Annotated in this window: 10 protein-coding genes; 5 read left to right on the top strand and 5 right to left on the bottom strand. The window is 63.4% G+C overall.

The window, feature by feature from the left end:
• Both AC0CMF_RS08430 and AC0CMF_RS08425 read left to right on the top strand, forming a co-directional pair.
• Positions 1-1047, top strand: a complete 1047-nt coding sequence (locus tag AC0CMF_RS08430; RefSeq protein ID WP_374628528.1) for an L-idonate 5-dehydrogenase — start codon at positions 1-3, stop codon at positions 1045-1047.
• Positions 1048-1160: 113 nt separating this feature from the next.
• On the top strand, positions 1161-1808 hold the full coding sequence (locus AC0CMF_RS08425; protein ID WP_374628527.1) for a DsbA family protein: 648 nt from the start codon (positions 1161-1163) through the stop codon (positions 1806-1808).
• Between the two features lie 11 nt (positions 1809-1819).
• Here AC0CMF_RS08425 and AC0CMF_RS08420 read toward each other — a convergent pair whose 3' ends face one another.
• The 5 genes from AC0CMF_RS08420 to AC0CMF_RS08400 all read right to left on the bottom strand — a co-directional run bounded on the left by AC0CMF_RS08420 (position 1820) and on the right by AC0CMF_RS08400 (position 8215).
• Positions 1820-2905, bottom strand: a complete 1086-nt coding sequence (locus AC0CMF_RS08420; protein WP_374628526.1) for an ABC transporter ATP-binding protein — start codon at positions 2903-2905, stop codon at positions 1820-1822.
• A 21-nt stretch (positions 2906-2926) separates the two neighbouring features.
• Entirely contained in the window at positions 2927-4549 is a 1623-nt protein-coding gene (locus AC0CMF_RS08415) for an alpha-glucosidase (protein WP_374628525.1), read from the bottom strand.
• A 46-nt stretch (positions 4550-4595) separates the two neighbouring features.
• Positions 4596-5723, bottom strand: coding sequence for a carbohydrate ABC transporter permease (locus AC0CMF_RS08410; RefSeq protein ID WP_374628524.1), 1128 nt, complete (start codon positions 5721-5723; stop codon positions 4596-4598).
• On the bottom strand, positions 5723-6718 hold the full coding sequence (locus AC0CMF_RS08405; protein WP_094462210.1) for a carbohydrate ABC transporter permease: 996 nt from the start codon (positions 6716-6718) through the stop codon (positions 5723-5725). Before AC0CMF_RS08405 ends, AC0CMF_RS08410 begins: the two co-directional genes overlap by 1 nt.
• Positions 6719-6856: 138 nt before the next feature.
• Entirely contained in the window at positions 6857-8215 is a 1359-nt protein-coding gene (locus tag AC0CMF_RS08400; RefSeq protein ID WP_058897701.1) for an ABC transporter substrate-binding protein, read from the bottom strand.
• A gap of 282 nt (positions 8216-8497) precedes the next feature.
• On the opposite strand from AC0CMF_RS08400, the gene AC0CMF_RS08395 reads away from it, so the two are divergent.
• The 3 genes from AC0CMF_RS08395 to AC0CMF_RS08385 all read left to right on the top strand — a co-directional run bounded on the left by AC0CMF_RS08395 (position 8498) and on the right by AC0CMF_RS08385 (position 11544).
• The gene (locus AC0CMF_RS08395; RefSeq protein ID WP_472481466.1) at positions 8498-9529 is read left to right on the top strand and encodes a LacI family DNA-binding transcriptional regulator; all 1032 of its coding nucleotides are present in this window, start codon (positions 8498-8500) and stop codon (positions 9527-9529) included.
• Between the two features lie 5 nt (positions 9530-9534).
• Positions 9535-10860 carry a GH1 family beta-glucosidase gene (locus AC0CMF_RS08390; protein ID WP_472481465.1) on the top strand — a complete coding sequence of 442 codons (1326 nt, stop codon included), beginning with the start codon at positions 9535-9537 and terminating at the stop codon, positions 10858-10860.
• A 75-nt stretch (positions 10861-10935) separates the two neighbouring features.
• Positions 10936-11544: an NUDIX hydrolase gene (locus AC0CMF_RS08385; protein ID WP_374628523.1), complete on the top strand. Its 609-nt coding sequence runs from the start codon at positions 10936-10938 to the stop codon at positions 11542-11544.
• Positions 11545-11548 lie beyond the last annotated feature (4 nt).

The following is an 11548-nucleotide window of genomic DNA, read 5'->3' as shown; positions in this document are numbered from 1 at the left end:
ATGGAAACTCGCGTGTGCCGCCTTTACGGCCAGCATGACCTGCGCATTGAAACGGCCGGCGTGCCGCAGCCCGGCCCCGGTGAGGTGCTTGTCGCCATCGGCGCGGGCGGGATCTGCGGCTCGGATCTGCACTACTTTCAGGATGGCGGCTTCGGCCCCATCCGCGTCCGCGAACCGATCATCCTCGGCCACGAGATTGCCGGAACCATCGCAGCCCTTGGCGAGGGCGTTACCTCGCTCAGCCTGGGCCAGAAAGTCGCCGTCAATCCCAGCCGTCCGTGCCGCACCTGCAAATATTGCACGGAAGGGCTTTTCGCCCACTGCCTGGCCATGCGCTTCATGGGATCGGCCTTGCGCTTTCCCCATGAACAGGGCGGCTTCCGCGATCTTGTGGTCACCGATGCCATCCAGTGCGAGCCCGTCGGCGCCCATGTCGACCACGCGGAGGCGGCCTGCGCCGAGCCGCTGGCCGTATGCCTGCATGCAGCCAATCAGGCCGGACCTCTGGAAGGCCGTCACGTGCTCATCACCGGCGCGGGCCCCATCGGTCTTCTCTGCCTGGCTGCTGCCAGACGGGCCGGCGCTGCCAGCATCACTGTCACCGATCTGCAGGACGCAACGCTGGCTGTGGCAGCACAAATGGGCGCCTCACAGACCATCAACGTCATGACCCAGCCCGAAGCGCTGGAGCCCTTCAAGGCGGACAAGGGCCATTTCAACGTGGTGTTCGAATGCTCCGCCGCAGCCCCGGCCCTGCGCACGGCCATCGAATGCGTCCGCCCGCGCGGCCGTATCGTGCAGGTCGGCGTAACCGGCGATCTGCCCATTCCGGTCAATCTGATCGTCGGCAAGGAGATCGAGTTCGTGGGCACGCACCGCTTCCACGAGGAATATGCGCTTGCTGCGCGTCTGATTGACAGCGGCGAAATCGACGTGAAGCCGGTCATCAGCCACCGCTTTGCGCTGGACGATGCGGAAGAGGCCTTCCGCATTGCCGGTGACCGTTCGCAGGCCATCAAGGTCAGCCTGACTTTCGCCAGCGCCTGAGGCCTCCCCTGCACCGATTGTCTCGCCTGCGTGGACACGTCATCCACGCAGGCGTTCTTTTTCCTCGCCAGGGAACATGCCATAAGATCTGCCTCATCAGCAGAGGCCATGCCGTGAACCCTGAAGTCATCTATCTTTTCGATCCGCTCTGCGGCTGGTGCTATGGCGCCGGGCCGGGGGTTGCACGGCTCGCGGCGGAGCCCAGCATCACGGTCACCCTGCAGCCGGTGGGCCTGTTTGCCGGAGCAGGTGCGCGGCCCATGGACCCGGCTTTCGCCTCCTATATCGTCAAGGCCGACGAGCGGATCACGGCGATGACCGGCCAGCCCTACAGCGATACCTACCGGCAAAACGTGCTGTTCGGCGGCACGCAGAGGATCGACAGCGGCCCTGCGAATCTCGCCCTCACCGCCGTGCGCCTGACTGAACCGGACGAGTTGCACAAAGCCCTGAAGGCGCTGCAGGCAGCGCGATATGTCAATGGCAAGGACATCACCAGTCCGGCCGTCCTTTTAGAAATCCTGAGTGACGCGGGATTGCAGGCCGCGTCTGAGAGGCTGGCAGCCGCAGACGGGGCGTTGGAAACGGCCATGCAGGACTGGATCAGCGAGGGCATGGGCCTGATGCAGGCCATGCGGGCACAGGGCGTGCCTGCCCTGCAGCTGCGCACCCCTTCGGGCGGACGCTACACCATCGACACCCAGGCCCTGTTCGGCCCGCAGGTCGAGGCCCTGATCGAGGCCATCGCCAAGGCTGCTTGAACCAAGCAGCCTCAGCGGTAGAGCAGCGACACGCCGTCATGGAACAGATGCAGCGCCTCCGGCGCGGCCGTCAGCCGCACGGCGGAATGCCTGAGGCCCGAGCGGATGCCCGGCAATTTGGCCACCATCTGTCGCCCCGCCTCATCCTTCTCAAAATAGAGCAGCGTCACCTCGCCCAGTGCCTCGGTGATGTCCACCGTGCCGGTGAACAGCGGATCACCCTCCGTCTCGCGCAGGTCCTCGGGCCGGACGCCGAGATTGACCTTGAGGCCCATGTCGCCGTCACGGGTCTGGATGGCGGCCACAGCTTCCAGACCGCTGTCCAGCCGCACCCGGGTCATCTCGCCGGTGGCGATGATCTCGCCCGGCAGCAGGTTCATGGCCGGGCTGCCGATGAACTGGGCGACGAACTCGTTCTGCGGCTTCTGATAAAGCTCCATCGGCGTGCCGACCTGGCTGATGCCGCCGCCCGCCAGCACGACGATGCGGCTGGCCAGCGTCATGGCTTCCACCTGATCATGGGTCACATAGATCATGGTGCTGTCCGGCATCTGCTCCTTGAGCTGGGCAATCTCGATGCGGGTGGCCACCCGCAGCGCTGCATCGAGGTTGGAAAGCGGCTCGTCGAACAGATAGACCTTGGGATCACGCACAATCGCCCGGCCAATGGCAACGCGCTGGCGCTGGCCGCCGGACAGCGCCTTGGGCAAGCGGTCGAGATAAGGCGTCAGCTGCAGGATATCCGCTGCACGGGCGACTGCGGCGTCAATCTCCGCCTTGCTCTTGCCGGCAATCTTCAGGGCGAAGGCCATGTTGTCGCGCACGGTCATATGCGGGTAGAGCGCATAGCTCTGGAACACCATGGCGATGCCGCGCTGGGCGGGAGGGACGTCATTCATCACCCCGCCGCCAATCTCCAGCGTGCCGCCGGAGATCTTCTCAAGCCCGGCAATCATGCGCAGCAGGGTTGACTTGCCACAGCCGGAGGGGCCGACGAAGACGATCAGCTCACCCTTCCTGATGTCCAGGTTGATATTGCTGAGAACCTTGACGCCGCCATAGGCCTTGGCCACGTCCGTAAGCTTCAGATCTGCCATCTGCCGGCCCTCCCCTTCCCTTTAGCGCCTGCGCATGAGGCTGACGCCCCAGGGCCCGAGCGCGATGATGCCATCATGCTCCGAAACACTGCCAATCTCATGCCCGATCGTTTCCCAGTCCTGCGCGGGAATACGGATATCGGCCGGCGTGTCCGAGAGGTTGAAGGCACAGAATATGGTTTCGCCATTCAGCTTCCGGGAAAAACTCAGCACATCTCCCGTCACCGTCATCGGCGACTGGCTGCCCTTCATCACGGACGGATAGGCGTGGCGGAAGGCAATGGCACGGCGGTAGTGGTGGACCAGCGCCGCCGGATCATTGTCCTGCGCATCCACGGCCAGAGCATAGTGCTCGCTGGGCACCGGCAGCCAGGGCCGGGCATCCGAGAAGCCGCCGCTGTGCTGCTGAACATTCCAGACCATTGGTGTGCGGCAGCCGTCGCGGCCCTTGAACTTCGGCCAGAACTCGATGCCATAGGGATCCTGCAGATCCTCGAAGGCAAGCTCTGCTTCCGGAAGGCCCAGTTCCTCGCCCTGATAGATGCAGGCCGACCCGCGCAGGCACATGAGCAGCGTGGCATAGGTCCGCGCGGCAGCAGGCGTCAGGTGCCAGCGGGTGATGTGGCGCACCACATCGTGGTTGGAAAAGGCCCAGCAGGCCCAGCCGTCCGAGGCCACACGGTCAAGTTCCTCGAAGACGCTGGCCACATAGGACGCGGTCATCGGGCGGTTTGCCAGAAACTCGAAGGCATAGGACATCTGCATCAGGTCATCGCCCCGGGTATATTCCCCCAGAAGCTCCAGCCCGCGCTGGCTGTCACCGATCTCGCCGACGGTGGCCGCGTTATACTCGTCCAGAACCACACGGAAACGGCGCAGGAATTCCAGGTTCTCCGGCTGGTTCTTGTCATAGACGTGGCGCTGGTGGTTGTAGGGGTTCACCTTCGGCGCCGTCAGATCGTTGCGCTCCTCCAGGGGCAGGGCCGGATTGTCGCGCAATTCCCTGTCGCAGAAATAGAAGTTGATGGTGTCAAGACGGAAGCCATCGACGCCGCGCTTCAGCCAGAAGCGGGCGACATCCAGCAGCGCGTCCTGCACATCGGGATTGTGGAAGTTCAGATCCGGCTGCGAGATCAGGAAGTTGTGCAGGTAATACTGCTCGCGCCTCGCATCCCAGTGCCAGGCCGGGCCGCCGAAGATGGACAGCCAGTTGTTCGGCGGCGTGCCATCCGGCTTGGGATCCGCCCAGACATACCAGTCCGAGCGCGGGTTATTGCGGCTCTGGCGGCTTTCCTCGAACCAGATGTGCTTGTCCGAGGTGTGGGACAGCACAAGGTCGATCAGCACCTTGATGCCATGGGCATGGGCGGTTTCAATCACCCGGTCGAAATCGGCCAGCGAGCCGAACATCGGGTCCACATCGCAATAGTCGGACACGTCATAGCCGAAGTCCTTCATCGGCGAGGTGAAGAACGGGCTGACCCAGATGGCATCCGCGCCAAGGCTGGCGATATGCGGAATGCGGCTGACGATACCCGCCAGATCACCGATGCCGTCGCCATTGGAGTCCTGATAGCTGCGCGGATAAATCTGATAGATCACCGCACCGCGCCACCAGTCCTTGTCCTTGATGAGGGTGGTCATTCACGAAATCCTGTCGTTGATACGTCTGATACTTGAGGGAGGAAGGTTATTTGACGGAGCCGGCCAGCAGCCCGCGCACGAGGAACCTCTGCAGCGCGAAGAACACCAGCAGCGGCACGAAGATGGACACGAAGGCGGAAGCCGCGAGAATTTCCCACTCCCCGCCCTTCGAGCCCAGAAGCTCGCGCAACACGCCGGTCATGACGAGCTGCTGCTGGTTGTTGCCAAGGAACACGGTGGCCACCAGCAGATCGTTCCAGGTCCACAGGAACTGGAAGATGGCGAAGGACGCCAGCGCCGGGAAACTGAGCGGCAGGATCAGCTTGAGGAAGATCTGGAAATCGCTCGCCCCGTCCACCCGCGCGCTCTCGATGATCTCGCGCGGTAGGCCCACCATGTAGTTGCGCAAGAGATAGATCGCCATGGGCAGGCCAAAGCCCGTATGCGCGAGCCAGATGCCCAGATATTCCTTGCCGATACCCAGCGAATTATGCAGCCGCAGCAGAGGGATCAGCGCCAGCTGCAACGGCACCACCAGAAGGCCGACAATCGCGGCAATCAGCAGCGCCCGGCCCGGAAACTCCATCCACGCCAGTGCATAGGCGGCAAAGGCGGCAATCAGGATCGGGATGACCGTCGCCGGAATGGTCACCGTCAGCGTGTTGAGAAACGCTCTCCCCAGCCCCTCGGCAAACAGCACCGTCTCGTAATTGGCCATGGTGAAGCTCGGCGGCGTTTCCGCCGTCACGAAGATGCGCGGGCTGCGGCCTTCGAACCGCGCCGGGCTTTCCAGCCGGTAGGCGCCATCGGCTTCCACCGTCAGCGTCTGCCCATCGGCAAGGCTGGCCATGGTTCCCGCCTCATGGGCCGCATGTTCGCGCGTGGAGGTGCCGAAGGCGGTGACGATGCCGCTGCCTGTGTCGAAGACATTGCCATCGATGACGAACCGCCCCGCCTCCTCCCGCTGGGAGGCTGCGTCACCGGCCCGGACGATGGAATTCTGAACCGATGGAAACAGCGCCTTCCACCAGCCGGTGGCGGCAATCTGATCCGCCTGCCGGAAGGAGGAAACGAGAAGCCCGATGGTCGGAACCGTCCACAGCAGCACCAGCGCGATGACGGAGAGGTTGACGGCCCAGGTGAGCCCCGAGCGCTTGCCCGCAATATGATCCATCACTGCATCTCCTTGCGGGCATTGCGGATATTCCAGATCATGATCGGCGTCACCAGCAGCATGATCACCAGTGCCACCGTGGAGGCACGGCCCGCGTCATTGCCGCGGAACATCCAGTCAAACATGAGGTTTGCAAGCACCTGCGTGCCCGACTGGCCGTTGGTCATGGCCAGCACGATATCGAAGACCTTCAGCACCACGATGGTGATCGTCGTCCAGACCACGGCAATGGTGCCCCAGATCTGCGGCACCTTGATGCGGAAGAACACCTGCAGCGGCGAAGCCCCATCAAGGATCGCCGCCTCGATGGTCTCCTCCGGAATGCCGCGCAGGGCGGCGGAGAGAATGACCATGGCAAAGCCGGTTTGGATCCAGACCAGCACGATCATCAGAAACAGGTTGTTCCAAAGATCGATGGTCAGCCAGGTCTGCGGCTCGCCGCCGAAGAACACCACCACCGCATTGAGAAGGCCGATCTGCTCCTGCCCGGCGGGCCGGTAGTCATAGATGAATTTCCAGATCACCGAGGCGCCGATGAAGGAGATCGCCATGGGCATGAAAATCAGGGACTTGGCGAGATTGCCCCAGCGGATGCGGTCCGTCAGCGCTGCCGCCAGCAGGCCGAATGCGGTGGAGGCGGCAGGCACGAACAGCAGCCACAGCATGTTGTTGCGGATGGATTCGCGGAATTTCGCGTCCTCGACCAGCCAGATGTAGTTGCCAAGGCCGACAAAGCGCGTGCCCGAACTGTCATGCAGCGACAGCCACACCGACACGAACACCGGGTAAAGCAGATAGACGCCCAGCAGCAGCAGGGCGGGCGCCAGGAACAGCCAGGGCCGGATCAGGGCCGCCCGGTTGATGTTGCGCCCCGCATTGGCCCCGCGCGGGGGAAACACCGCGTCGAGGATGAGGTTGGAGCCGTAGAAATAGGCGACGCAGCCGAACACGCCGGCAACAATCGTCGCACCCGCCATCATGATCTGCTGGAGCATTGCCCCTCCCGCCCGCCTCGGCCCGCCGGCAGCACATGCGCCTGCGGGGTCCCGGCATCCGGTTCAACCGGCTTTTTGTCGTTGTGAAGAGCCGCCAGCCGTATCGCGGCTGGCGGCACAGGTCGTCACTTCAGGCCATCACTTCTTGATCGCGTCCCAGGCCTTCTGGATATCCGCGCCAACCACGGCCGCGTCCTTGCCGCCGGCCACATAGTCCACCATGCCGGTCCAGAAGGCACCGGCACCAATAGCGCCCGGCATCAGGTCGGACCCGTCAAAGCGGAAGGTGGTCGCATTCAGAAGGATATCACCCATCTTCTTCAGGGTTGGATCGCCATAGACTTCCGTGTTGACGCCCTTGTGCGGGGTCAGGAAGCCCTTCTGTGCCATCCACACTTCATGGGCGATCGGCGTCTGCAGGAAATCGATCAGCGCCTGGGCGGCCGGGCTGTCCCTGGTGATGGAGAACATGGTGCCCGCACCCAGCACCGGCTGGCCGAGATCCTTCTCCGCATAGGCCGGGAAGTAGAAGAAATCCACATCCTCACCGATCACCGTGCCTTCGGGGAAGAAGGACGGGATGAAGGATGCCTGGCGGTGCATGTAGCACTGCGGCGGCGAGGCGAAGAGGCCCTTCGGGCTGTCGCGGAAATCGATGGTGGCGACACCGGCCGCACCGCCAGCCACGTATTTTTCGTTGCGGGCAAAATAGCCGAATTCCTCGATGGCACCCACCACCTTGGGATCATCGAACTTCAGATCATTGCGCGTCCAGGCGTCGTAATCCTCCGGCGACTGGGTGCGCAGCATCATGTCTTCCACCCAGTCGGTGGCCGGCCAGCCGGTGGCAGCCCCCGAGCCAAGACCGATGCACCACGGTGTGCCGCCATCGGCGACGATCTGATCCGTCAGCGCCTTCAGCTCTTCCATGGTCGTGGGCACTTCATAGCCCGCATCCTCGAAATTCTCCGGCACGTACCAGACGAGCGACTTCACATCGACCTTGTAGAACAGGCCGTAGAGCGCATCCTGACCGTCCTTGCCCTTGAAAGTGGCCAGATCCACCCAGGACTGGCCTGCGGCATAGTTGTCGCGCAGCCAGTTGGAGGCCTCATCACCCAGCGGCGTCAGGAAGCCCTTGGCTGCCAGATCGCGTGCAAGCCCCGGCTGCGGGAAGATAGCGACATTCGGCGGGGAACCAGCTTCCGTATCGATGACGATCTGCTGCTCGAAGCTGTCGGAGCCGGAATAGTTGACCTTCACCCCCGTCGCCGCCTCGAAATAGGCAAAGACGCTTTCCACCAGCACCTTGTCCGGCCCAAGCCAGGGGCCAAGCACCGTGATCGACTGCCCCTTCAGGGCATCGGACTTCACGCCTTCATAACTTTCCCAGTTGAAACGGCTGTCGGCGCCCGGCTCGAACTTCAGGCTCTGCGCATTGGCTGCGCCGCACATCAGCGCCAGCCCGGCCGCGCCGGCGAGCAAAACTGTCTTCATCGCTACCTCCCAGTACCGCGCCAGGTTCCTGCGCTTCACACGCCGGACCAAGCGTCATTCAAACCGCTTTGAATGCCTCACACTCGCTGATCGGCGCATGCGAGTCAACGGGGATGTTTTTCAGACATGCTACAACACCGCATACAACCTGAGTTTTCTCACCGCACTGCAACAAAACACCCGGTCAAAGATCTTTGACGCACGCACCGCAGGCAGCTAAAGTCACGCAAACTTCAAAGCGGTTTGGGTGCTCAGACCCGAACTTATTCGCGATGTGCCCCGATGAATCTGAAGCAGTTTTCCCAGAAGCTGGGGCTTTCGCCCACCACGGTCAGCCGCGCCCTCAACGGGTATCCGGAGGTCAATGAGGCCACGCGTGAGCGGGTGCTGGCCGCCGCAAAGCAGCATAACTATCAGCCCAATGCCCGCGCCCAGCGCCTTGCCACGGGCCGCGCCATGGCCATCGGCCACGTCATCCCCATCGCCACCCGGCACGAGATGGTGAACCCCGTCTTTGCCGATTTCATCGCAGGTGCAGGCGAGAGCTACTCGCGCGCCGGCTACGAGATGGTTCTGTCCATCGTGCCGGATGATCAGGAAGCCAGCGTCTACCGGGAGCTGAAATCGCGCGGCACGGTGGATGGCATCATCGTCCATGGCCCCAAGATGGCCGATCCGCGCATTCCGCTGCTCCAGGACATCGGCCTGCCCTTCGTGGTGCATGGCCGCTCCAGCGGCACGGCGGTTCCCTATGCCTGGCTCGACATCAACAACCGCCGCGCCTTCCGCCGCGCCACGGACTTCCTGCTGGATCTCGGCCACCGCCGCATCGGGCTGGTCAACGGCCTGGAGTTCATGGACTTCGCCGCCCGCCGCCGCTCCGGCTATCTGGAGGCGCTCGAAGCACGCGGGCTGACGGCAGCCCCCGAGTTGATGTTCAGTGCCGAGATGACCGAGGGACAGGGCTATGCCGCTGCTTCCGCGATGCTCGCCTTGCCCGAACCACCGGCCGCCTTCCTTGCGTCTTCCATGATCTCCGGCATCGGCGTGCGCCGCGCTGTCGAGGAACGCGGCCTGAAGCTGGGCAAGGATGTGTCCGTCATCATCCATGATGATGAGCTTGGATATCTGAAGAACGGCGCGGAAGTGCCCCTCTTCACCGCCACCCGCTCCTCCGTGCGCGAGGCCGGACGTCTGGCGGCGGACATGCTGCTGGCGCAGATTGCCGAGCCTGCCAGCGAGCCGCAGACCCGCCTTCTTGAATGCGATCTCATCATTGGCCAGTCCACCGGACCGGCGCCAGCCAGGACCTGATTTCCATGAACTTCACCCGTGCCGATTTCCCCGGAGACTTCCTCTTCGGCGCCTCCACCTCGAGCTACCAGATCGAGGGCAGCGCCCTCGGCGGGGCGGGCCGCAGCCAGTGGGATGACTTTGCCGCAACGCCAGGCAACGTCATCCGCGCCGAAAACGGCGCGCGCGCCTGCGAGCATATCCTGCGCATGGACGAGGACCTGGACCTGCTGAAACAGGGCAATTTCGACGTCTACCGCTTCTCCACCTCCTGGGCCCGTGTCATGCCGGAAGGGCGCGGCGCGGTGAATGCGGAAGGGCTCGATTTCTACGACCGGCTGGTGGACGGCCTGCTGGATCGCGGCATCAAGCCTGCCCTCACCCTCTATCACTGGGAACTGCCCTCGGCGCTTCTCGATCTGGGGGGCTGGCGCAACCGGGACATTGCGGACTGGTTCGCCGATTACACCACTCTCATGATGGAACGGCTGGGCGACCGTGTGTGGTCCGTCGCCCCCATCAACGAGCCCTGGTGCGTCACCTGGCTGTCCCATTTCCTCGGCATCCATGCGCCGGGCGTGCGCGATATTCGCGCCACCGCCCGAGCCATGCACCATGTGCTGCTGGCCCATGGCCGCTCCATTCAGGCCATGCGCGCACTGGGCGTGAAGAACCTCGGCGCCGTCTGCAATTTCGAATATGCAGCGCCTGCCGATGACAGCGAGGAAGCCCGCAAGGCGGCAGAGCTCTACGACGGCTATTACAATCGCTGGTTCCTCGGCGGCATCTTCAAGAAGGAATATCCGGCCAATGTGCTGGAGGGCCTTGCCCCCCATATGCCGAAGGGCTGGGAGAACGACTTTGACGTGATCGGCACGCCGGTGGACTGGTGCGGGCTCAATTACTACACTCGCAAGCTCATCGCACCGGATCCGGACAGCGCCTGGCCGTCCCACAAGGAGGTGGAAGGCCCCCTGCCGAAAACCCAGATGGGCTGGGAGATCTATCCCGAAGGCCTCGAATTCTTCCTCAAGCGCACCCATGCGGAATACACGAAAGGCCTGCCGCTTTACGTCACCGAAAACGGCCTTGCCAATGATGATCACCTGATCAACGGCGAGGTACAGGATGACGGGCGCATCGATTTTCTCGATCAGCACCTTGCCGCCATTCGCCGGGCAGCCGAGGCCGGCGTGCCGGTGAAAGGCTATTTCCTCTGGTCGCTGATGGACAATTACGAGTGGGCCGTGGGCTACGAGAAGCGCTTCGGCATCGTGCATACGGATTTTGACACGCTGGTGCGCACGCCAAAGGCCTCCTTCAAGGCCCTTGCAAAGGCCATCGCGCGCTGATTGGCCACCGGTCGGCCTTGACAGACAGACTTGGGAAAGGCCTTCCTGCTGCATTGCAACAAGAAGGCCTTTCCCATGTCAGAGACCGATACGCCCGCCCGCACTCTGCAGGACCGGGTCCGCATCCGCGAAGCTGCGCTGCTTTCCGACAACTGGGGCAAGCTGACCCGCTACCGCTTTGATTTGCGCCGGTCAGATGGTCAATGGCAGGAGCAGACGCGGGAAGTCTATGACCGGGGGCACGGCGCCGTGCTGCTGGCCTATGACCTGGAGCGCCGCCACGTGCTGCTCACCCGCCAGTTCCGCCTGCCGGCTTTTGTTGCCGGGCATCAGGAAGAGATGATCGAGGCGCCCGCCGGGCTGCTCGACAAGCTCGATCCCGAAACCCGCATCCGCGCCGAGGTGGAAGAGGAAACCGGCTACCGGCTGGGCAAGGTGGAGCGCCTGTTTGCGCCCTTCATGAGCCCCGGCTCGGTCACCGAACAGGTCACCTTCTTCATCGCCCCCTATTCCCCCGATGACCGGGTGAGTGACGGTGGCGGCCTTGAAGAGGAAGGCGAGGACATCGAGGTGCTGGACCTTGCCTTTGACGAGGCGTTTGCCATGGTCCGCGACGGCCGCATCTGCGACGGCAAGACCATCCTGCTGCTCTACCACCTGGCGCTGACCGTGTTCCGGGATTGAGAGA

It is taken from the genome of Pannonibacter sp. CBAS1226, from assembly GCF_055685825.1.
Note: the sequence above shows the minus strand (reverse complement) of the source record. Positions and strands in the feature narration are given on the sequence as shown.

Excerpts from the sequence above, each read along its gene's own strand:
- AC0CMF_RS08430 (WP_374628528.1), top strand. The coding sequence starts at position 1 with ATGGAAACTCGCGTGTGCCGCCTTTACGGCCAGCATGACCTGCGCATT.
- AC0CMF_RS08410 (WP_374628524.1), bottom strand. The coding sequence starts at position 5,723 with ATGGATCATATTGCGGGCAAGCGCTCGGGGCTCACCTGGGCCGTCAAC.
- AC0CMF_RS08405 (WP_094462210.1), bottom strand. The coding sequence starts at position 6,718 with ATGCTCCAGCAGATCATGATGGCGGGTGCGACGATTGTTGCCGGCGTG.
- AC0CMF_RS08420 (WP_374628526.1), bottom strand. The coding sequence starts at position 2,905 with ATGGCAGATCTGAAGCTTACGGACGTGGCCAAGGCCTATGGCGGCGTC.
- AC0CMF_RS08385 (WP_374628523.1), top strand. The coding sequence starts at position 10,936 with ATGTCAGAGACCGATACGCCCGCCCGCACTCTGCAGGACCGGGTCCGC.
- AC0CMF_RS08395 (WP_472481466.1), top strand. The coding sequence starts at position 8,498 with ATGAATCTGAAGCAGTTTTCCCAGAAGCTGGGGCTTTCGCCCACCACG.
- AC0CMF_RS08400 (WP_058897701.1), bottom strand. The coding sequence starts at position 8,215 with ATGAAGACAGTTTTGCTCGCCGGCGCGGCCGGGCTGGCGCTGATGTGC.
- AC0CMF_RS08390 (WP_472481465.1), top strand. The coding sequence starts at position 9,535 with ATGAACTTCACCCGTGCCGATTTCCCCGGAGACTTCCTCTTCGGCGCC.
- AC0CMF_RS08415 (WP_374628525.1), bottom strand. The coding sequence starts at position 4,549 with ATGACCACCCTCATCAAGGACAAGGACTGGTGGCGCGGTGCGGTGATC.